At 70.9% G+C, this 21670-nt stretch carries 17 protein-coding genes; 8 read left to right on the forward strand and 9 right to left on the reverse strand.

Going from position 1 to position 21670, the window contains the following annotated elements; translation table 11 throughout:
• Positions 1–338: 338 nt before the first annotated feature.
• The 3 genes from BLW84_RS19770 to BLW84_RS19780 form a co-directional block, all read right to left on the reverse strand.
• Positions 339–2102, reverse strand: a complete 1764-nt coding sequence (locus BLW84_RS19770) for a dynamin family protein (protein ID WP_245761251.1) — start codon at positions 2100–2102, stop codon at positions 339–341.
• Positions 2099–3904, reverse strand: a complete 1806-nt coding sequence (locus BLW84_RS19775; RefSeq protein ID WP_093267349.1) for a dynamin family protein — start codon at positions 3902–3904, stop codon at positions 2099–2101. The genes BLW84_RS19770 and BLW84_RS19775 overlap by 4 nt, the downstream gene beginning before the upstream one ends.
• Before the next feature lie 164 nt (positions 3905–4068).
• Positions 4069–5316, reverse strand: a complete 1248-nt coding sequence (locus BLW84_RS19780) for an IniB N-terminal domain-containing protein (protein ID WP_093267351.1) — start codon at positions 5314–5316, stop codon at positions 4069–4071.
• Positions 5317–5601: 285 nt separating this feature from the next.
• Between BLW84_RS19780 and BLW84_RS19785 the strand changes: the two genes are divergently transcribed.
• Positions 5602–6969, forward strand: a complete 1368-nt coding sequence (locus tag BLW84_RS19785) for an Hsp70 family protein (protein WP_177226563.1) — start codon at positions 5602–5604, stop codon at positions 6967–6969.
• Positions 6970–6992: 23 nt separating this feature from the next.
• The gene (locus tag BLW84_RS19790; RefSeq protein WP_245761252.1) at positions 6993–9440 is read left to right on the forward strand and encodes a LuxR C-terminal-related transcriptional regulator; all 2448 of its coding nucleotides are present in this window, start codon (positions 6993–6995) and stop codon (positions 9438–9440) included.
• 131 nt (positions 9441–9571) lie between these two features.
• Here the strand turns inward: BLW84_RS19790 and BLW84_RS19795 are convergent, their stop codons facing one another.
• Both BLW84_RS19795 and BLW84_RS19800 read right to left on the reverse strand, forming a co-directional pair.
• Positions 9572–10852, reverse strand: coding sequence for an IS30 family transposase (locus tag BLW84_RS19795; RefSeq protein ID WP_093267352.1), 1281 nt, complete (start codon positions 10850–10852; stop codon positions 9572–9574).
• 122 nt (positions 10853–10974) lie between these two features.
• The gene (locus BLW84_RS19800; protein WP_093267354.1) at positions 10975–12039 is read right to left on the reverse strand and encodes an alpha/beta hydrolase; all 1065 of its coding nucleotides are present in this window, start codon (positions 12037–12039) and stop codon (positions 10975–10977) included.
• A 172-nt stretch (positions 12040–12211) separates the two neighbouring features.
• Here BLW84_RS19800 and BLW84_RS19805 point away from each other — a divergent pair, with 172 nt between their 5' ends.
• Together BLW84_RS19805 and BLW84_RS19810 are read left to right on the forward strand one after the other, a co-directional pair.
• Positions 12212–12766, forward strand: a complete 555-nt coding sequence (locus BLW84_RS19805; protein WP_093267355.1) for an NADPH-dependent FMN reductase — start codon at positions 12212–12214, stop codon at positions 12764–12766.
• 467 nt (positions 12767–13233) lie between these two features.
• On the forward strand, positions 13234–13728 hold the full coding sequence (locus BLW84_RS19810) for a Dps family protein (RefSeq protein ID WP_093267357.1): 495 nt from the start codon (positions 13234–13236) through the stop codon (positions 13726–13728).
• A gap of 42 nt (positions 13729–13770) precedes the next feature.
• On the opposite strand, the gene BLW84_RS19815 is transcribed toward BLW84_RS19810, so the two are convergent.
• Both BLW84_RS19815 and BLW84_RS19820 read right to left on the reverse strand, forming a co-directional pair.
• Positions 13771–14415 (reverse strand): response regulator, encoded by a 645-nt coding sequence (locus BLW84_RS19815; RefSeq protein WP_093267358.1) that lies wholly within the window; start codon positions 14413–14415, stop codon positions 13771–13773.
• Positions 14412–15569 (reverse strand): sensor histidine kinase, encoded by a 1158-nt coding sequence (locus BLW84_RS19820; protein WP_218157377.1) that lies wholly within the window; start codon positions 15567–15569, stop codon positions 14412–14414. The genes BLW84_RS19815 and BLW84_RS19820 overlap by 4 nt, the downstream gene beginning before the upstream one ends.
• A gap of 132 nt (positions 15570–15701) precedes the next feature.
• On the opposite strand from BLW84_RS19820, the gene BLW84_RS19825 reads away from it, so the two are divergent.
• Complete coding sequence (locus BLW84_RS19825) at positions 15702–16448, forward strand: ABC transporter ATP-binding protein (RefSeq protein ID WP_093267360.1); 747 nt, start codon at positions 15702–15704, stop codon at positions 16446–16448.
• Positions 16442–18943, forward strand: a complete 2502-nt coding sequence (locus BLW84_RS19830) for an ABC transporter permease (protein WP_093267361.1) — start codon at positions 16442–16444, stop codon at positions 18941–18943. Before BLW84_RS19825 ends, BLW84_RS19830 begins: the two co-directional genes overlap by 7 nt.
• A gap of 278 nt (positions 18944–19221) precedes the next feature.
• Here BLW84_RS19830 and BLW84_RS19835 read toward each other — a convergent pair whose 3' ends face one another.
• Both BLW84_RS19835 and BLW84_RS19840 read right to left on the reverse strand, forming a co-directional pair.
• Complete coding sequence (locus BLW84_RS19835; RefSeq protein ID WP_093267363.1) at positions 19222–20286, reverse strand: NADH:flavin oxidoreductase/NADH oxidase; 1065 nt, start codon at positions 20284–20286, stop codon at positions 19222–19224.
• A 66-nt stretch (positions 20287–20352) separates the two neighbouring features.
• The gene (locus BLW84_RS19840; protein ID WP_093267364.1) at positions 20353–20889 is read right to left on the reverse strand and encodes a TetR/AcrR family transcriptional regulator; all 537 of its coding nucleotides are present in this window, start codon (positions 20887–20889) and stop codon (positions 20353–20355) included.
• Positions 20890–20966: 77 nt separating this feature from the next.
• Between BLW84_RS19840 and BLW84_RS19845 the strand changes: the two genes are divergently transcribed.
• Positions 20967–21479 carry a GNAT family N-acetyltransferase gene (locus BLW84_RS19845; protein ID WP_093267366.1) on the forward strand — a complete coding sequence of 171 codons (513 nt, stop codon included), beginning with the start codon at positions 20967–20969 and terminating at the stop codon, positions 21477–21479.
• A gap of 4 nt (positions 21480–21483) precedes the next feature.
• The gene (locus BLW84_RS47540; RefSeq protein WP_177226564.1) at positions 21484–21657 is read left to right on the forward strand and encodes a hypothetical protein; all 174 of its coding nucleotides are present in this window, start codon (positions 21484–21486) and stop codon (positions 21655–21657) included.
• Positions 21658–21670 lie beyond the last annotated feature (13 nt).

Consider the following 21670-nt stretch of genomic DNA (forward strand, 5'->3'; position numbering starts at 1 on the left):
GTCTGCGGGTCAACAGGTGTTTCGAGCACGGCGCAGGGTCTGCGCGACGTGCGTCGTGACCGGATTGACTTGGCAGGTCGCGACTCCGCCGGCCGAACCGGCGGCGAGTCCATCGACCGTCCTCCTCGATCCGATCAGGTACACCCCGTTATCCGCACGAAAGCGAAATCTGGTTCACGCCCGATGCGGCAGGCGGCATCGCGAGGGTGCAGTCGCCTGCGGCACGGGAAGACTTCGCGGCGGGTCGAGCGGAGCAGTTCGGAAGGCTCGCGGCCGGTCGTCCTGCGGTTCGAAGCGGCGAAAACGGGCGCTTACGCAATGTCCACAATGGATTTCGATCAGTCGCGGGCGTGGGCTCCTGGGGAGCTCTGGGGCTGGCCGGATTGCGGGTGGTGGTGCCGTTGCGGGTGTCCTTGCTGCGAGCGCTGGGGGCCCGGTTGCGAGTGAGCGCCACGCTGCGCCGAAGTGCCGTGCGCGCCAGTGGAACCCTGCTGGCCCGCCGAGCCGTGCTGACCAGAAGAGCTGTGCTGACCCGCAGAACTGTGCTGACCCGCCGAGCCGTGCTGCCCCGAAGAACCATGCTGACCGTGGGCGGAGTGCTGGCGTTGGGGATTCTGCTGTTGCGGGGTTTGCGGCTGCTGCGGGCCGTGGGTCTGGTGGAGGATCAGCCGTTCGCAGCTGCGCAGTACCGTGCGGACCGCATCGCGGTGCGGCCGGTCGTGCAGCGGATTGACCGCCTGCTCCCGCCAGCGCGACAGCGCCGCCGCCGCTTCGTCGGCCAGATCCACGGCCAGGGCCGTCTCCTCCCGGCCGAGCCGCGCGTGTGGCGCGCTGCCGGACGCTCCCAGCAGCCGCTTCGCTTCCGTCTGCAGCGGACGGGTGAACCGCACCTGCCCGGAATCCAGCGCCGACAGCAGCCGCAGCTCGTTCCACTCGTGCGCGTTCGCCAGCAGCCGCTCGAACTCGCCGCGCAACTGCTGCACGCCGGGTCGGGGATTCGCTCGAGACACCATGTCGACGGCCAGCAACGCCGACCGCGCGCGCAACGCGTCCTGCCGCTCCACGAACTGCTGGTGCACGGTCTCCTGCAGCAGGTTCAGGCCGCTCTCGTCGAGCAGTGCCGATTGCAGCTTCTTCCGCTCCGTCGCGCCGCTGCGGATCAGCGTCAACGCCCGCACGACGCCGTAGTGGCCGAACCGTTCGAGGAGGCGTTGCCGGGCCGGTCCCGGCGTCGATTCCATGGTGCTGTTGATGAATCGATCCGCCGAAAGCAGCAACGCGTCCTGGTCGTTCTGGGGGAGTCGCGCAACGTTGTGCAGCGCCATGAAGTCGTCGTCGGTCATCGTCGCCACGGCCTGTCCGAGCAGCCCTATCACCGGGATCAGGTGCTGTGCGAACGAACGCAGCGTGGGGTCGTTGCGGTAGCGGTCGGCGATCCGCTCGGCGGCCTCCAGCGCCTCCGTTCCGCCGCTGCCCGTCTCATCGGCGCGCGAGAACGCGACGATCGTGTTGATCGGCACGCACCGGGCGGTCTGCAACTCGTTGACGGACTGGAGGAACTGCAGGTCCGTCTGCCGCGGATACCGCGTCAGGTAAAGCACCGCGTCGGCCTCGGACAGGATCTGCGCGAGCGCTGAGCGGCCCGTCTCCTGCACCGCCGCGGACGCGACGCCGGGCGTTTCGATCAGCGTGATCGCCTGCAGTCCCGGTGTCGGCGACTCGATGACCAGCCGGGACACCTCATCCGGCCGCCAGTGCTGCAGGTCGCGGATGGTGCCGGTGTCCAAAGTGGTCACCGGCACGTTCTGCACCGCGCCGTGCGGCGTGTGCACCAGGATCTTCGGTTCCGGCCCGTACTGGTAGAAGGTGCTGACCTGGGTGCGCTCCTCGGCGTCGGTGGGCGCGAGCTCCGCGCCGACCAGCGCGTTGATCAGCGTCGACTTGCCCGCTTTCACCCGCCCGCTGACGGCGATGCGCAGCGGCTGGTCCAGCCTCTCCAGCCGGCCGCGCAGCCACGTCGAGGTGCGCGGATCGTCCCGGTAGAAGGTCATGGTGCGGATCAGCAGCGCCCGGGCGCGCTCCAGCAGGGGATCGCCGCTCATGCCGCGGTGATCCGGTTCTGCGTCAGCATCGTCGCGCGCCGCTGCAGCACCGCGAGTTCTTCCAGCTTCTGCCGGATCTCCCTGGCGCGCTGGTCGCGGTCGACCGCGCTGCGCTCCGCCGATCGCTTGATCTCCTGGATGGCCCGGCTGATCTCCATCTGGGCATCTTCGGTGATCTGCATGTAGTGCGAGTGCAGGCCCCGGTGGACGCCGCGGATGGCGTCCCGGGCCTCCTTGTTCACGTGGAAGATGACCTGCTCCACGTAGCGCTGCACGGCGGCCTTGGCCTCGGCCTGGCGGCGGCGCAGCCGCAGGTCCTTGTCCTCGCCGAGGCTCTTGAGGCCCAGCAGCACGCCCGCCGAGATCGACACCACGTTGATCAGCGGCAGGAACGCCGAGGTGATCAGGCCGAACATCAGCACGCCGCCGTAGGAACCGCGAAGACCGGTGAGGAACTGGTCGAAGCGCTTGTACTCCGAGCCCGGTGGCAGCTTCGGCTCGGGAACCTCGCCCAGCGGTTCCGGCTGGCGGAGCTCGGTCAGCGCGGGCAGGTCGCGGCCGTGCTCGGCGAGCATCTCCTTGGCGACCAGCTCGGCGAGCCGGGCCTGCCGGAGGTCCAACCACTCGAAGGTTTCGACGATCGCATCGGTGAGCCGCGCTTCGAGCCAGTCGAGGAACTCGTCCCAGACCACCAGCGGGTCCGCGGTTTCGAAGGCCTCGTTGACCTGGTGCAACACCGCCCAGCTGCGTTCCCGGAAGTCGAACTCGATGTCGGTGTACAGCTCGGAAATGCCGTCGTTGAGCGCCTTCTGCCAACGGGCGGAGACGCGCCGGAGGTCTTCGGCGCGGTGCTGCGCGCTCTCCAGCTCGATCAGGGTTTCGGCCGCGGTGCGCGGGTTCTGCGCCGCCAGCTCGGCGCGCAGCGCTTCGTTGACCTGGGTCAGCGCCTCGGAAACGTTGTGCGCCACCAGGCGTCGCGTCATGTTGTCGTGCGTGCCCGCCATCTCCTTGAGGAATTCCAGCAGCGGCGGGAATCCGGATTCGGCGTTGAGATTGGCGTCCCTGGCCTGCATCGCGTGCATCCGGATGTTGGCCGAAACCGGGAAGATCTTGGCCGCTATCCCGGCGTTGTCCAGGTGTTTCCGGTTGACCTCGAGGACTTTCCGCCAGTGCGGCGTGCGGTCGATCTTCGGCAGCACCAGCGCGACGTTCGGGCACAGCGCGGTGGCCTGCTTGAGGAACGACAGCTCGTTGGTGGTCAGTTCCTGGGTGGCGTCGGAGACCATCAGCAGCGCGTCGGCCTCGGCGACGACGGAGAGCGTGGTGTTGGTCAGCGACGAGGACACGCTGCCGACGCCGGGCGTGTCCATCAGCGCGAGGCCGTTCTGCAGCACGGCGCGGGGGATGCCGATCTCGCCGCGGGTGACCGGGCGGCCGTTCGCGATGGCGCGTTCCAGTTGCTCGCCGACCTGTTCTATCGGCACCGGCACGCGATCCAGGGCGGCCGGGCCGTTCGTCGGCTCGTGCTCGATGAGCAGGGCGGACGGTTCGTCGGCGTACCGGACGAGGGTGGGCACGACGGTGGTGACGTCGTCGCCGGAGGCGCACACGGACGCGTTCACGATGGCGTTGACCAGGGCACTCTTGCCCTGCTTCGATTCGCCGACGACCAGCACGAGCTGGGTCGGGTCGAGCACGCGGGTGCGGATTTGCCGCAGCCTTCCGTGCAGATCAGCGCGTTGCTGCTCGGCGCATTCCGCAGTCGCGCGATCGATCAGTTCCACCAACGCCGTCTCGATCACGGCGTCGATTGTGGCGTGCCGGGACGAATAGAGAAACCCAAACGGCTGAACTCACATCCCAGGCGTGCACTGGGAGTGCCAAAAGTGCAAGTTTTCCGAGCGAAAGGCGAAGAATGCCGGGATCCACGATTCCGCGGATCCCGGCATTCAGTTGCTCACTGCGTTCAGAGCACGCCGTCCAGCGGCAGGGCGCTGGTCACGGTGTCGAGAGCGCCACCGGCGACGTCGCCGACGACCGGCAGGTCCTGCGGGGCCGCCAGCGGCAGGGCGGCGGTCGCGTCGTCGATCGGCAGGGCGTGGACGACACCGGAGGTGTCGCCGCCGGCGATGCCGCCAACGGTGTCGACCGCGGTGTCGACGACGCCGCCGACGACCGGGACGTTGCCCAGGACACCGGTCACGTTGTCGGTCACGTTGGTGATGTCGCCACCGGCGACGTTGGTGACCAGGTCGCCGGCGACCGGGATGTTGGTGGCGACCGAGGTGACGTCGCCGACCACGTTGCCCACGACCGGGGCGTTCGCGACGATCGAGGTGACGTCGCCGGAGGTCACGTTGGTGGTCACGTCGCCCAGCACGTTGGTGATGTTGCTGGCGATGTCGCCGACGACCGGGGCCTCGTTCACGACGTTGAGGACGTCGATGTTGGTCGAGTTGTCGACCACGTTGGTGACGTCGCCGTACACGGTGGTGGCGGCACCCGCGGTCAGGTCGACGCTGGTGTCGAAGACGTGCGTCGCGGTCTGGTTGACCTCGCTGACGGAGTTGCCCACCACGTTGGTGACGTCGCCCAGGGCGAGGCTGTCGCCGACCTGGCCGACGGTGTTGCCCACGACGCTGCCGATGATGTTGCCGTTGGCGATGTCGTTGCCGCTGGCGATGTCGTGGATGCTGATGAAGTTGTGCGAGTCCGTGTGGTTCTCACGCACGTCGATGTCGACGTTGTTCGACGGAGCCGGGGTCGCCGGAACGGCCGGGACGGACGGGATGGTGGGCTCGACGTCGCCGTTCTTACCGAAGTCTTCGGCGGGGGCGGGGTTCTTCAGCATGCTCAGGTCTTCCTGCTCGTTCGGATGTGCGGGATGCAGTTGGTTGATCGCGACGTATTGGGTGCTCGCAGCGAACTTCTCGACGCTGCTCTGGAGTGAGCGGTCGTACTCGGTCACGACCTCGACCGGCGCGTAGTCGAGGACCAGTGACGTGGCTTGAAGTACATCCGTCGCGGTCATGCCCCCGAGGCCGGCTTGATCCAGCGTGGCTTGCGGATCAGCGTCGAAGGCCGATCGGGCTGCCGGGTCGCTGACGAGGCGCGTGAGGAACTCGTGCAGCGTCGGCTCGCCCGACGGGCCGGTGGTGGAGTGCGTCCCCGGGCTGGGAGTGGAGGACTCGGCCGCGTGCTGAGGGTTCACCATCGTTGGGCCTCCCGATGCTCAGCGGTTACTCGGCTGGGTGTCCGGGTGAGGTTGCGTGGTCCCTCACTCCGCTGTTGATCACGTTAGGGCGACGGGGCCCCCTAGCCATCGGGTACGACTCCTAGTTATTTGAACCTCTATTAGGGGATCCAGTAGGTGGCTCGTTGGGGGGTAGGTTGGGGCATCTGGCACCTGTGCGTAACCGAGTACGCGTTAAATTGTGTCCACCCTGGGCCACGCGGGCATCGCTCGATGGTGGCCGATTCGGTAACACGAAGGGATTGCATGCCTTACGTCCTGGGCATTCATCTAGGCGCGACGGCGACCACGGCCGCCATCGCCCGCCGAGACGGCAGCCGGTGGTCGGCGGCCGTGCCGGTCCCGCTGGGGGCCGGGCCGGTGGTGCCGACGGTGCTGTGCAAGGTGCAGGACGGTTCGTTCGTGGCTGGTGAAGCCGCCCAGCGGCAGGAGATCACCCACCACGAATGGGTCGCCCGCGGCTTCACCGGGCGGCTCGGGGACGACCTGCCGCTGCTGGTGGGCAGCGAGTTCATCCCAGCGCAGCGGCTGGTCGCGTCGATGGTGGAGTGGGTGGCCGACGCGGTCGCCCACCGGCAGGGACATCCCGCCGAGCACATCGCCATCGCGCACAGCGCCACCTGGGGCCCGCACCGCACCCGGCTCGCCCACCAAGCACTGGCCCAGCTCGGGCTGACCGACGTGACGCTGGTGGCCGAACCGATGGCCGTCGCCCTGGACTACGCGGCCAAGCAACGGGTCGCCGAGCACGAGCCGATCGTCATCGCCAACGTCGGCGGCAGCGGCTTCGACGCGACGGTGCTGCGGCGGCGCGAGCGCGGGTTCGAGGTCGTCGGGTCGCCGCTGAACTCCGACCACCCCAGCGGCCAGGACCTGGACGACGAGATCTTCGCCGCCGTGCGCGCCGAGTTCGGCGACCGGCTGGACGCGCTGGACCTCGCCGATCTCAACCAGCGGGCCGCCCTCGCGCACCTGCGCGCGGAGTGCGTCCGGGCGAAGGAAGCGCTGTCGCACCAGCAAGGCGTGCAGCTGCGGGTGGAATTGCCCGGTGTGCGCACGGAATTCGCGTTGTCCCGTTCGCGGTACGAGCAGCTCGCCCGGCCGCACCTGGAGCGGGTTCCCGAGCTGATCCTGCAGGCGGTGCAGTCGGCCACGCTCTCGACGGACGACCTCGATTCCGTCGTGCTGGCGGGCGGAACCGCGCGCACGCCGCTGCTGAAGCAGCTGGTGGCCGAGCGGTTGCAGCTGCCGCCGCAGGTCGACGTCGCGCCCGAGCTGGCCGCGGCCGGCGGGGCGGCGCTGGCGGCGGTGCAGGTGCTTTCCACCGACACCGACCAGGGTTCGGTGGCCGAGACCAGCGTGCTGATGCGCATCGAGGGGTCCGAGGAGTCGTTCGACGACGACGCGGAACCGGTGGAGGCGCCGCGCCCGCCGGTCGACGTGGAGCCGCTGCCGCTGGAACCGCCGGACGAGGACCGGGCACGACGGATCAAGATCATTAAAATGTCGATCGCCGCCGTGTTGATCATCGGCGGACTGCTGCTCACCTTCTTCCTGCCCAACAACGCGCCGCTCGGCGGCGTCCTCAGCGCGATTCAACACATGCGCCAGTGACCCGGATGACAAGGACTCCAGGCGTGAACCACTCGACGACATCGCGTCCCGCCCTGCTGCCGGACGGGCACGCGGCCGGGCTGCGGTCGGTGATCGCCGCCGATCCGGCCGCGTCGCTCGTCGCCGGAATACAGGGTGCGGGCGGATACGGGAAGACGGCGCTGCTGGAGCAGCTCGCCCGCACCTACCACGACGCGGGGATCCCGGTGTTCGGCGCGAACGCGCTCGACCGGGCAGGCGAGGGTGCGGTGCTGGTCGACGATGCCCACCGGCTCGACGATGCGGTGCTCGGCGAGCTCCGCGAGGTCGCCCGGCGGCCCGGCACGCGGCTGGTCGTCGCCTACCGGCCGAGCCCGCGGCCCGCGGCGCTAGCGGAGCTGATCGGCGAACTCGGCGCCCCGGTGCTGCTCGCCGCGCTCGGACGGGACGAGATCGCGGCGCAGGCCGGAGCGGTCGCGCCGGAGTGGATCGGCTGGCTGCAGGCGCAAACCGGCGGCGTGCCGCGCTACGTGAGCAGGGTGCTCGCGGCGGCCGAGCCGGGCGCGGCGGAGCTGCCGCCGCGCGCGCTCGACCAGTTCCAGCACGACCTGGACCAGCTCGGCGAGGCCGGTCGGGAATGCGTGACGGCGATGGCGATCGGTGCGACCCCGCACCCGGATCTGCTCGCCGCGCTGCTCGACCTCGACCCGGCGGAGGTCGGCTCCGCGCTGCTCGCGGTGCGAGCCGCCGGTCTGGTCGGCGCCGACGACGTGCTGCTGCCGATCGTCCGGGCGGCGGCTCTGCGGCTGGCGCCGTGGGAACAGCGGCTCCGGGTGACCCGTCGCCTGGTCGAAATCCAACTGGCCCGCGGCGGTTCGGTGCTGCCGCTGGTCAGTCCGCTGCTCGGGGCCGACATCGCGTTGCTGCCGGAAGCGACCCTGGCCGCGGCGTTCGAGAAGGCGGGCGACGAGGCCCTGCGCGATGCCCCGCACCTGGCGCGGCCGCTGTTCGCCGCGGCGGTGTCGGCGGGGATTCCGGTGGTGTCGGTGGCCGCGCGGCAGGCGCGCGCCGCCGCCGTGGCCGGCGACCTCGACGAGGCGTTGCGCCTGGCGGATCAGGTGATCGTCGACGACGCGGTGCCGGACAGGGAACTCGGCGTGCAGGTCGCGGCGAGCGTCCTGGCGCACCGCGGGCTGCTGGAGCGTTCGGCCGAGTTGTGCCGGTGGTCGGTGGGGAAGCTGCGCTGGCCCGGCGACCGGGCGTTCGCCGCGCTGGGCCTGATCGGCTCCGGCCGGCTGGGCGAGGCCGACGAGCTGCTCAGCTCCTCCGACGACGCCGGACCGCCGACGTCGATGACCGGCGCCGCCGCGCAACTCGCCGCCGGAGTCCGGGAATCGGTCGTCGGCTCGGCCGCGACGGCACTGTCCACATTGGTGCGATCGGCGTCGCTTTCGGAGCCGGTGGGCCGCGGGGTCCTGGTGCCGGACAGCCCGGCGGCGATCGCCGCCCTGGTCGCGCTGCACTGCGGTGAGCTGGAGGTCGCGCAGTCCACGTTGGACAGGGCGATCGGTGCCGGTGCGGGCGGCCCGCTGCTGCACCACCGGCACCGGCTGCTGGCGGCGTGGCTGCCGCTCGTGCGCGGCGACACGGTGACGGCCCGCGTGAAGCTCCAGGCCGCGGCCGGTCCGGCGGCGCGCGACCGGCTGCTGGCCACCGCGATCGAGGCGGGCATCGCGAGCCGCGACAACGACATGGGAGCCCTCGCCGCCGCCCGCGGTCAGGCGAGGCAGGCCGTCGCCGAGCACTCCGTCGACCTGTTCGCCCTGCTGCCGCTGGGTGAACTCGTGGTCGCGGCGGCGCGACTGCGCGACCTCGACTGGATCGCGCCGTACCTGGCGGAGGCGCGCAGCCTGCTGGAACGGCTCGGCAATCCTCCACTGTGGACTTCGATGCTCACCTGGAAGCGCCTGCAGGCCGCGATCGTGCTGGAAGACCTGGACGACGCGCGGCAGCTCGCGGCCGACCTGGACGGCATGGCGCACCACAACCCGCTGGCTGCGGCGATGGCCGAAGCCGCCCGCGTGTGGCTGCGGATCCTCACCGGCCAGGTGGACCAGGACGAGGTGGAGCAGGCATCGCGAGGGCTGCACTCGGCCGGGCTGGCCTGGGACGGAGCGCGCCTGGCGGGCCAGGCGGCGATCCACACGAAGGACCGGCGCGCGATGCTCGCGCTGCTGGAATGCGCGCGGGCCCTGCAGGGCAAGCCGCCGCGGCCGCGGGCGGTGCGCGGCGGCGACACCGACCTGCTCAGCGAGCGGGAGAAGGAGGTCGCCGAGCTGGTGCTGGCGGGGCTGACCTACAAGCAGGTCGGCAAGCGCCTGTTCATCTCGGCGAAGACGGTGGAGCACCACATAAGCCGCATAAAGCAACGCCTGGGCTGCGCCAACCGGGAAGACCTCCTCAACCGCCTCCGCGAACTCCTCGGCCGCTGACGAGCCGGTCCGGATGATGCCCGTCGGGTGACGGCTTCGCGCGAAACCGGCGTTCTGCCCGCGTCGAGACGCCGTTTTCGCGCGAAAACGGCGTTCCCCACGCCTGCGAGGCGCCGTTTTCGCGTGTGTTTTCAGGGGGTGGGTGCAACACCAAGCGCTTGGGCTAGTGCTTCTGATGGTGTCATCCAGTTGAGGGTCTGGCGTGGGCGGGTGTTGAGTTGGTGGGCGATGTTGTCGAGGTCTTCTTGGGTGTAGGGGCGGAGGTCGGTGCCTTTGGGGAGGTAGTCGCGGGCGAGGCCGTTGGTGTTCTCGTTGGTGCCGCGTAGCCAGGGTTGGCCGGGTGGGCAGAAGTAGACCTGAACGCCGGTGTCGATGGTGAAGCGGGCGTGTTGGGACATTTCCTTGCCCTGGTCCCACGTCACCGATTTCCACATGTCCTGTATGGACAAGTGTTGTGGGAGGTCGACTGCGGATTTCCGTGGTGCGGCGGGGTTGAGCCGGTGGTGGTGGCGCAGGTCGTGGTCGAGGAGGGCGGGCAGTCGGGTGATGCCGTGGGCGAGGGCGTCGCGGACGGCCTCGGCGGTCTTGCCGTGGGGTAGGGCGATCAGCAGCAGGTAGCGGGAGTGGCGTTCGGCCAGGGTGACCACGGCACTGCCACGGGAGCCGAGGATGAGGTCGCCTTCCCAGTGGTCGGGCACGGCCCGGTCGGTGGCCTCCGGCGGGCGCTGCGACAGGGGCACCCGGTCGGGGATCTGGCCACGCCCGTTGGTGTTCTTCGCGGCCCGGGCCGCGGCCGCGCGGGGCCGCCGCAGGCGCTGCTTACGCCGCAGGTACTGGGCCAGCTCCGTCTTCAGAGTAGCTTTGGCCTGGACGAACAGGCTTTGGTAGATCGTTTCGTGGGACACCTGCATCTCCGGATCATTCGGGTAGTCCCGGCGGAGTGTGGCAGCGATCTGCTGCGGCGCCCACCGCTGCTCCAGCCCGTCGGCCACCACCGCGGCCAGCTGCGGGTTCCCGGCCAGCTTCGGCGTTTTCGGCCGCCTTGCCCGCTGCCACGCGGCCTGGTCGGCCTCGGCTGCCCGATACGCCTGGTGCCCGCCGTTGCGGGCGATCTCCCTCGAGATCACCGACACGTCCCGGCCCAGCTCGCGGGCGATCTCCCGCAGGAACTTCCCCGCCGAAAGCCCCCGGGAGATCTCCTCCCGCTCGGCGAAACTCAACGCCCTCACCGCCCGACGGCGTGGTGCGGGCGGGATCCCGCCCGACGGCACCACAATCCTGCTCACGGACTTGCGTGAAACCCCCAGCTCACGACTGATCTCCCGTTGCCCGAACCCCTCCTGCCACAGCCGCCACACCTCACCGCCATGCCGCTCGACCACCGACACCCGCAACACCTCCACCAAGATCATTTCAGAGATGTTGCACCGACCCCTTGAGACCAAGCGCGAAACCGGCGCCTTCACCCGATTAGTTGACAGGCGGCCCCGCTAACCGCATCCATCGGCGTCCACGGGTGCTCATAGGCCTGCCATCAGGCCTTCTGGAGTTCCAGTCCGGCCCGGAGGGTGCCGACGATCTCGAACAGCGCCTCCTGGAAGCGGCCGCCGATCGAGCGGAGGTTGGCGAAGCCGTGGATCAGGTCCGGGAACCGCCGCGCGATCACCGGCACCCCGGCCTCTGCCAGCCGCCGCGCGTACTCCTCGCCCTCGTCGCGCAGCGGGTCGAAGCCCGCCGTGACGACGTGCGCCGTCGGCAGCCCGCTGAGGTCCTCGGCGAGCAGCACCGACAGCCGCGGGTCGCGGCGGACGTCCTCCTCCGGCGCGTAGTGGTTCATGAACCAGTCCATGTCGCCGTCGGTGAGCAGGAATCCGTTGGCGAACAGCTCGCGCGACCGGCGCCGCGCGGTGGCGTCGACGGCGGGGTAGATCAGCAGCTGGAACACCGGCTTCGCCAGGCCGGACCGGGTGGCGTGCAGGGCGACCGAGGCGGCCAGGTTGCCGCCTGCGCTGTCTCCGCCGACCGCGATGGTGTCGGGGCTGGTGCCCAGCTCTGCGGCGTTCTCGACGACGAACCGGTAGGCGTCGATGGCGTCGTCCAGGGCGGCCGGGAACGGGAACTCCGGCGCGAGCCGGTAGTCCACCGACAGCACCCGGATGCCGGCGTGCTTGGCGAGGAACCGGCACAGGTCGTCGTGGCTGTCCAGGTCGCCGATGACCCAGCCGCCGCCGTGGAAGAAGACCAGCAGCGGACCCGGCTCGGAGAGCTCGCGCGGCCGGTACAGCCGCGCCGCCAGGTCGCCCGATGCGGTCGGGATCCGGCGGTCCGCCACCACCACGCCGGGCACCTGACCGGCGGTGATCTTGGTCGACCGCCGCATCCTGGCGCGGGCGATCTCGGGGGTGGCCGCCGACAGCTGCTCGTGACCGGCCAGCCGCATCAACTTGAGCAGCAGTTGAGCATCGAGCGCGAGTTCCTGGTCATCCAGTCGAATCGCACGTCCCGCGAGGAGCCGCCGCGCGGGCTTCGGGAGTGCGAAAACGCCGCGGACGACCGCGGCCTCCAACGTCGGCTGCACCAGTTCGAGGACCTTCGACATCGGCGTTGACCTCCCCGGAAGGCGACAAGTGGTGCTTGAGGTTACCCGCAGGTAGCTGTGGCCCGGGACACGGCCAGGTGGCTTTGACCTCCAGCGCGCTCGAAGTTCTAGCGTGGCGGGCAGCCCCGCTGGAGGGGGACAGACGCGGGCAGCGGGTGAAAGGATCGAACGCATGACGGTGACCGTGGTGGGAATCGGCGGATCGGTGCGGCCGGACTCGCAGTCCGAGCGGGTGCTGCACGCGGCGCTCGCCGGGGCTCGTGAGGCCGGGGCCAAGGTCCACGCGATCACCGGCAGCAGCCTGGTGATGCCGTTCTACGACCCGCAGCTGACCGAGCGCACCGACAACGCGCTGGAGCTGGTCGACGCCCTGCGCTCGGCGGACGGCGTCATCCTCGCCTCGCCGGGCTACCACGGGACGATCTCCGGGCTGATCAAGAACGCCCTGGACTACGCCGAGGACCTGCGCGGCGACGAACGCCCCTACCTGGACGGCCGCGCGGTGGGCTGCATCGGCATCGCCTACGGCTGGCAGGCGACGGTGACGACGCTGCAGGCGCTCCGCTCGGTGGTGCACGCCCTGCGCGGCTGGCCGACACCGCTGGGCGGCGCGGTGAACTCGGCCGAAACGCAGTTCGAGGCAGGCGGCGAGTGCGCCGACGAGAAGGTGGCGAACGTCCTGCGCACCATCGGCCACCAGGTCGTCGACTTCGCCAACCGCGCCTGACCCCTGCTGCTCCCGGCCGCCCGCACCACGCTCCGCCAGGCACGGAGGTCACCAGTTTCCATTGAGGTTTTTCCAACCTCGTTTTGCGTGGCGGTGCGGGTGGCGGAACCTCAGAGGCTCCCTGGTCTGTGGGTGCCCTGACTTATGTATGTCCAATACACGGCGTCAGGGCCGTCCTCGCCGAGGGAACCCCAAAGGGGTGGGCACCGTGAACCCGCGGCGGTGCAGGTGTCGTAGGTGGGTTATGCGCCTGCGGCGCATGCGACACCCCATCGACGTGCACCTTTGCGACCCGCGACTGCGGGCCGAGCAGGATGGAAAACGCTCATTGAAACTGATGAACCCAGTTTCAATTGAAACTGCCGTGGACTGATCTCACGGCTGGGCACGGGGCTTCGAAGTGCGAGGGCACCGCCGAGGCAGGACCCTCGAGAGGTCTGCTCGCGCTCGAGGAGGTGGCCCAGCCCATGGCCCAGAAGACCGTCAAGAAGGCCCCGATTTCCAGCCCGCTGGCCGACCAGGACCGGGAGATCACCGGCAAGGTGCTGCAGGGCACCCTGCTGGACCTCATCGACCTGCACCTGGTGGCGAAGCAGGCGCACTGGAACGTCGTCGGCAGGCTGTTCCACGACGTGCACCTCCACCTGGACGAACTGGTCACCACCGCGCGCGGCTTCGCCGACGACGTCGCCGAGCGCGCCGCCACCATCGGCGTCTCGCCCGACGGGCGTGCCGCGACCGTCGCCGACGGCTCCGGCGTGCCGAAGTTCGACTCGGACTGGCGCAGCGACCGCGAGGTGGTCGCGGCGATCGTGGCCGCGCTGGCGGAGCTGATCCGCCGGCTGCGGGCCCGCATCGACGAGACCGACAAGACCGACCTCGTCACCCAGGACCTGCTGATCGGCATCGCCGCGGAGCTCGAGAAGTCGCACTGGATGTGGCAGGCCCAGCTCGCCGAATAGCCGCGCGAAGGCCCGTGCGCCCCGACCGGTGCGCACGGGCCTTCAACGGCCCGCATCGCGGACCAGCAGCGCGAGCTGAACCCGGTTCGACAGGTTCAGCTTCGCCAGCGCCCGGCTGACGTGGACCTTCACCGTCCCCTCGCTCATCGCCAGCTCGGCCCCGACCTCGGCGTTCGACAGGCCCCTGGCCACCGCGCGCACCACGGCGCCCTCCCGCTCGGTCAGCGCCGCCAGCCGCTGCCGCGCCGCCGCGGCTCCCGGCGGTTCCAGCTCCGCGAAGGTGTCGATCAGCCGCTTGGTGATGCTCGGGGTGAGCATGGCGCTGCCTTCGGCGATGATCCGGACGGCGTTGGCCAGGTCGCGCGGCGAAGTGTCCTTGAGCAGGAATCCCGCCGCGCCGTTGCGCAGCGCGGTGTGCACGTAGTCGTCCAGGTCGAACGTCGTCAGCATGATCACCCTGGGCGGCGTCGGCGAACGCCGCAGCGCCCGCAGCGCGGTCAGCCCGTCCACGCCCGGCATGCGGACGTCCATCAGCACCACGTCCGGCCGGTGCTTCGCGACGGCGGTGATCGCTTCGCCGCCGTCGCCCGCCTCGCCGACCACCTCGATGTCCGCCGCCGGCTCCAGGATCATCCGCAGCCCGACCCGGACCAGCGCCTCGTCGTCGACCACCAGTACCCGGATCACGCGCGCTCCTCCAGCGGGAACCGGGCGGACACCGCGAACCCGCCGTCGGCGCTCGGTTCGGCCGCGAACGAGCCGTCGAGCAGCTCGACGCGTTCCCGCAGGCCGACGAGCCCCATGCCGCTGCCGGGCAGCGGCTCGACCAGTGTCCGCGGCGCTTCGTTGATCACGTCGACCTCCAGAACCGAGTCCAGGTAACGCAATTCGACATCGGTGCGAGCCGTTCCGGCGTGCTTGTGGACGTTGGTGAGCGCCTCCTGCACCACCCGGTACACGGCCTGCTCCACCAGGGCGGGCAGCGGCTGCGGTGCCCCTTCGTCGTGCCGGTGCACCGGGATGCCGGCTTCCCGGGACCGATCGAGCAGGCCGTCGAGGTCCACCAGCGTCGGCTGCGGCCCGAGGCGGGCGTCCGAGGTCGCGCTCTTGAGGACGCCGATGGAATCCCTGAGCTGCGCCAAGGCTTCCCGGCCGGTGGTGCGGATGAGCTCGGCGGTCGCGGCGGTGCCCGGGTCCGCGGCGTTGACCTCCAGCCCGCCCGCGTGCAGCACCATCAGCGACACCCGGTGGGCGACGGCGTCGTGCATGTCCCGGGCGATTCGCGCCCGCTCCTGCATCCGCGCCTGCTCCGCGCGGGCGGCCTGCTCGCGCTCCAGCTGAACGCTGCGCTCGCGGAGGCCCTCCAGCACGTCGTGGCGGGAGCGGTTCCACAGGCCGAGCACGAATGGCAGCGCGACGAACAAGCCGACGCCGCCGAGAGCGGACAGCATGTCGCCCAGTGCCAGATCCGCTCGCCCGAAGGCCAGGCCGATCGCCGTCGGCAGGAGCACCGCCGCGCTCGCCACCGCGAAGCAGCCGATCAGCCACCGCGTTTCACGGATCGTGCGGGCGGCGAGGTACGAGCCGACGCACAGCGCTACCCAGGCCGATATCAGCAGCCAGGCCCCCAGCCCGATCGCGATCGTCGGCCAGGGCGTGCGCGGCAGCAGCAGAACGCAGATCACCGATGCGGCCGCCAGCACGGCGGACAGCAGGACGCCGAAGATCGGCGGCGCGCCGGAAATCGCTAGCTGGTAAGGGATCGGGCCGCCGCTGACCGGCACGAACGTCCCCGCCGCGACCACCGCCGCCAGCAGCACCACTTGCATGCGCTTCGCCACACCACGACCGTAGCCGGGCCGGTTCGCTGCGGCGTCCCACCGAAGTTCAGGCCTGGCGTAACCAAAGTTAGCGCCGGTCGTGGCCTTTCCGGTGACGCGCGGGAGCGGCCCGGGCGCGCACGATGCCGTGCCATGACATCGAAATCGGCCGTCCGGGCAACGGGCCTGGCGAAGCACTACGGCGCGGGAGGTTCCCGGGTGACCGCGCTCGCGGGCATCGACGTGGCGTTCCGGCACGGCGAGCTCACCGCGATCATGGGCCCGTCCGGCTCCGGCAAGTCGACCCTGCTGCACTGCGTCGCGGGCCTGGACGAGCCCGACGAGGGCCGGGTGTGGATCGGCGACACCGAACTCACCGGCCTGCGCGACGACGCGCTGACCATGCTCCGCCGGGACCGCGTGGGATTCGTGTTCCAGGCCTACAACCTGCTGCCCGCGCTCACCGCGCTGGAGAACATCACGCTGCCGTTCGACCTCGCGGGTCGCAAGCCCGACCGGGACGTGCTGCGGAAGGTCGTCGAGGCGGTCGACTTGCAGGACCGGCTGCACCACCGGCCCAGCCAGCTCTCCGGCGGCCAGCAGCAGCGAGTGGCGTGCGCACGAGCCCTGGTCATCCGGCCCGAGGTGGTCTTCGCCGACGAGCCGACCGGCGCCCTGGATTCAGCGACCGCCGCGGAGCTGCTCGGGTTCCTGCGCCGCAGCGTCGACGAGCTCGGGCAGGCCGTCGTGCTGGTGACCCACGAACCGAGCGTCGCCGCGCACGCCGACCGCGTGCTGTTCCTCAAGGACGGCCGGATCGTGGACGAGATCTCCGCGCCGACGTCCGACAGCGTGCTGGAGCGCATGAAGTCGATGGAGAGGACCGCATCCCGATGCTGAGGACCATGCTGCGCGACCTGCTCGCGCACCGGGCGCGGCTGGCGATGGCGCTGTTCGCCATCGCGCTCGGCGTGGCCGCGACGGTCGGGAGCTGGGTGGTCACCGATTCCATCGCGGCCACCCTCGCCGCCCGCGAAATCCGTCACGACGTCGGCGTTTCCGTGCAAAGCCCCAGCAAGGAGCCGGTGCTCGCGACCGCGGACCGGGACCGGCTGGCCGCGGTGCCGGGGGTGGCGCGCGCCGAGGGGGTGATCGTCGGCCGGGCGGGGATCGTCGGCCGCGACGGCAAGCTCGTCCAGACCGGCACGGTCCTGGACCGGGCGGGCACGAACTGGAGCGGCGGCGAGCGCTTCGAGCTAGTGGCGGGCCGCCCGCCCGCCGGGCCGGGGCAGGTCGCGTTGAACGCGTCGGAGGCGCGGACCGCCGGGCTCGCCGTGGGCGATACCGGGCGAATCCTGCTGTCCGAGGGGAAGGTCGACGAGGCCGAGGTGACCGGGCTGTTCGGCTATCGCCAACTAGGTCCGGAGTCCATAGTGGACTCCAATGATCCCTCGGATGCGGTGCCGGTCGTGGCCTACGACCCAGCGACCGCGGCGAGCCTGCTCGGCGACCGCTTCCACCGCATCGAGCTGACCGGCGCGGATCCCGGAGCGATCGAGAACGCCGTGCGCGCACTGGTCCCCGACGACCTCCACGTGACGACCGGCCGCGCCCTGGCCGACGCGCTCGCCGAGCAGTCGGCCGCCGACGTGCAGGACCTCCGGGTGACGATGCTGCCGTTCGCGGCGGTCGTGCTGCTGGTCGGCATGTTCGTCATCGCCAACACCTTCGCGGTGCTGGTGACCCAGCGGACCCGCCAGTTCGCCCTGCTGCGCGCCGTCGGCGCCCGGAAGCGGCAGGTCAGGGTGGGAATCGCCGCCGAAGCTGTGGCGCTCGGCGTGGCGGGCGGCACGATCGGCACGCTGGCCGGGGTGGCGATCGCCCCGCCGCTGCTCTCGGCGCTGCGCCCGGACGACGAAGTCGCGTTCACCGTCAGCCCGTTCGCCGTCCTGCTCGGCTACGCCGTCGCAGTGCTGGTGACGGTGCTGGCCGCCAACGGCTCCGCGCGGCGCGCGGCCGCCGTGCCGCCCGTCGCGGCGCTGCGCCTGGACGCGGTCGTGCCGCGAGGGGTCAAGCGCAGCAGGAACTTCCTCGGTCTCGGCTGCCTCCTCGTCGCCGCCGGGCTGATCGCCGCCACGGCGGATCCCAGCTCGTCGAACGCCGCGCGGATCATCGCGCTGGTGGGCGCGGTAATCGGCGTGATCGGGGTGATCGTGCTCGCGCCGCAGCTCGCGGAGTTGGTGCTGCGCCCGCTCGCGCGGACCTTCGCGAGGTCGGGGCCTGCCACGCGGCTCGGGCTGCGCAACGCGGCGGGCGATCCGCGGCGCACCGCGGGCACGGCGACGGCGATCACCATCGGATTGGCCCTGGTGTGCTCGTTCGCGACGATCAGCTCGACGTTCGCCACACTGATCGCCTCGACGACCCGCGCGAACCTGCCGGACCGGACGACGGTCCTGCAGTCCGCCGCCGGCGGCGAATCCGCGCTCAGCCCGGCCGAGCTGCGCAAGGCCGCCGGCCTGCCGGGCGTCACCGAGGTGGCGGGGAGCCGCGACGTGCTCATCAAGCTCGCGTACCCGGGCGGCGAGACAGTGCGGCGGATCTCGGCGATCGAACCCGCCGCCCTGGGCACGGTGCTCACGCCGAAGCTGATCGCGGGCAGCACGGATCTCTCGCGCGGCGTGGTCGTTTCGCAGAACCAGGCCGACATGCTGGGCCTGCGGATGAACGACGAGGTCACCCTGGAACTGGACGCCAAGACCTCGGTCACGCAGCGCGTGGTGGGCGTCTACGACGCGACGGAACTGGGGGCGAGCCTCTTCCTGGACGTCGGCCTGGCGCCCGAATCCCTGCGCAAGCAGGTCACGACGGTGTACGCCGCCGGGCCCGATCCCGCCGCCGCGCGGCAGAGCATCGAGGACGCCTTCCACGACCGGCCGGACGTGACCATCGGCGACCGGGAGTCGATGGTCCGGGAGGGCGTCGACCAGCAGGCGTTCGCCTTCGCCCTGATGTACGCCATGTTCGGCGTCGCGATCGTCATCGCGGTGTTCGGCGTCGTGAACACGCTGATGCTCTCGGTCGCGGAGCGCACCCGCGAGATCGGCGTGTTCCGCGCGGTGGGCGCGACGCGGCTGCTGGTGCGCCGGACGATCCGGGTGGAGAGCGCGGTGGTGTCGATCTTCGGCGCGCTGCTCGGGGTGCTGGTGGGCGTCCCGGTGGGGGCGGTGATGCAGCACGCGATGTTCGGCCAGCGCCTGTGGGACTTCACGATGCCGACCGAGGTCATCGCGGCGTCCCTGGTGGCGATCGCGATCTGCGCGGTGCTGGCGGCGATGTGGCCGGCCCGCCGAGCGGCCAGGACCGACGTCCTGACAGCGATAGCCACGGAGTGACCCCAAGGTCCAGCTGGGCCTCGTGAGTGTTTTGGAGCGCGATGACACTCCAAAACACTCACGACCTCGCCGCGCGGTCCTGACACTTCCGGGTGGAGGTGGCGTTTTCGCGCGAAAACGGCGCCGCCACGCGTGCGAAACGCCGGTTTCGCGCGAAAACGGCGCACCTCATGTCACGAACCCCGAGCAGGGCTGGCGCGGTGACCTCCCCCATCCCGGTGACCGGGCGCGACATGCCCCGACACACACGTGCCCGGTCTCCGGTTCTTCGCGACGGGTCAGACTCGGCGGGCTCGCTCGTACTGCTTCGGCCAGATGTTGTCCGCGTGCAGCGCGTCGGCCGCGCGCAGCGGCCAGTGCGGGTCGCGCAGGAGTTCGCGGCCGAGCAGGACCGCGTCCGCCGACCCCGACGAGACGATCTCTTCCGCCTGCTCCGGCGAGGTGATCAGGCCGACCGCCGCCGTCGGGACGTTCGCCTCCGCGCGGATCTGCCGGGCGAATCGCACCTGGTAGCCCGCGCCGATCGGGATGTCCGCCTTCGGCACCGCGCCGCCGGTCGACGCGTCGACGAGGTCCACCCCGCGCTCCGCCAGCAGCCCGGCCAGCCGGACCGAGTCCTCGCCGGTCCAGCCGCCCTCGGCCCAGTCGGTCGCCGAGAGGCGGGCGAGCAGCGGCCGGTCCGCGGGCCAGGCCGCGCGCACCGCGTCGGTGATCTCCAGCAGCACCCGCACGCGGTTCTCGAAGTCGCCGCCGTAGCGGTCGGTCCGGTCGTTGACCAGCGGCGAGTAGAACTGGTGCGCCAGGTAGCCGTGCGCGAAGTGCAGCTCGATCACGTCGAAGTCCGCCGCCTCGGCCCGGCGCGCGGCCGCGGCGAACTGCTCGGGCAGCTCGGCGATCTCGGCCTCGGTCAGCGCGCGCGGCGCGGGCAGGTTGCCGAAGGCGTTGCCGGTCGAGCTGACCGTCTCCCAGCCGCCCTCGGACGCCGGCACCGCATTGCTGCCTTCCCACGGCGGGGTCGTGGACGCCTTGCGCCCGGCGTGCGCGAGCTGCACACCGGTCGCCGCGCCCTGCGCGTGCAGGAAGTCGTTGATCCGCCGCCACGCCGCGACCTGGTCGTCGTTCCACAGCCCGGTGTCCCCAGGGCTGATCCGGCCTTCCGGGACCACCGCGGTCGCCTCGGTGATGATCAGTCCGGCCCCGCCGGTGGCGAACTGGCCGAGGTGCACCAGGTGCCAGTCGCCGGGCAGGCCGTCGACGGCCGAGTACTGGCACATCGGCGCGACCCACACGCGGTTGCGGACGACGACGTCGCGAAGCTTGATCGGTTCGAAGAGATGACTCACGACCAGCTCCGACGCCCTGGCGGAACGAGGTATTCCGAGGCTCCGGCCATCTCACAATCCGGGCGCTCAGAGCGAGCGCAGCAGATCCTCGAAGGCGGCCTCGACGCGGTCGGTGTCGCCGGTGGCGAGCAGGTCGAGCAGCAGGCCGCGCAGCGCCGCGAGAGCCAGCGTCGCCTCGGCGTCGGAGCCGCCGAGCGCCTGTCGGAGCCGGGGCAACCACTCGCGGACGCTCGCCTCGCCGAAGCCGTCCCAGGCGCCGCCGTGGGCGTGCAGCGAGCGGGCGTAGCTCTCGAAGAAGAACCGGATGATGTTGTGGTGCGCCGGATCGCTGAGCCACCGCCACAGGGCGCGCAGCACCTCGGTCGGGTCCGAGCAGTCGCCGATGGTGTCGGCGAGGAGCTGGAGCTGGATGTCGCGGGCGTGCCGGTGCACCTCCCGCACCAGCTCTTCCTTGGAGCCGAAGAAGTACAGCAGCATCCGTGGGCTGGAGCCGACCGCCGCTGCCAGCGGCCGCAGCGACACCTCGGAGAGCCCGTGCGTCGCGGAGTAGTCCAGGAGTTTCGCGAGCAGTTCGCCGCGGCGGCCGTCGTCCCGCTGGGTCATCGTCGCCCTCTGTTCCGCTGCTGGTCAGGCTGCTAGCCTACGAGTGAAACGACTGTTTCAGTCTACTGGAGTCGCGCATGTCGCCCAAGATCAGCATCCGGATCGGCCCGCGCCCCGGCGACCTGGGCACCGTGCTCGCCATGCACGGCGAGCTCTACGCGCGGGAGCACGACTTCGACGAGCGCTTCGAGGCGCACGTCGCGCACGGTCTCGCGACCTTCGCCGCCGCCTTGGGCGAAGCCCGGGACGAGCCGGGCGCCGAACCCGGCTGGCTGTGGGTCGCCGAGTGCGGCAGCGACGTCGTAGGCACCGTCGCGCTGACCGACGAAGGCGACGGCGTCGCGCAGCTCCGCTGGTTCCTGGTCGATCCGGCCGCGCGGGGTGCCGGGGTCGGCCGGAAGTTGTTGCACGCCGTGCTCGATCACGCGCGCGGCCGAGGCTTCGAGCGGGTGAAGCTGTGGACGGTCGACTCGCTGGAATCGGCCGCCAGGCTGTACCGGGAAGCGGGATTCCGCTGCACCGAGCGAAATCCCGTCCGGCAGTGGGGTCAGCGGCTCGACGAGCTGCGGTACGACCTCGAACTGGGGTGACGGCATGCGGACCGAAAGCTGGCTGCGCGCGCTTGTCGAGCACGTGCGGACGATGAACGACCTGTACGACCGCTATCTGTTGGCCTGGCCACCGCAACCGGAGCCGCTGCACTGGGTCCGCCGTGGCGGCACCTGGATCCTCCGCGGCGAGGTGCTCCCCGGGCAACGCCCCGACTGACCCGCAGCGGCCC

Source organism: Saccharopolyspora shandongensis (assembly GCF_900106995.1).
Classification (GTDB): domain Bacteria; phylum Actinomycetota; class Actinomycetes; order Mycobacteriales; family Pseudonocardiaceae; genus Saccharopolyspora; species Saccharopolyspora shandongensis.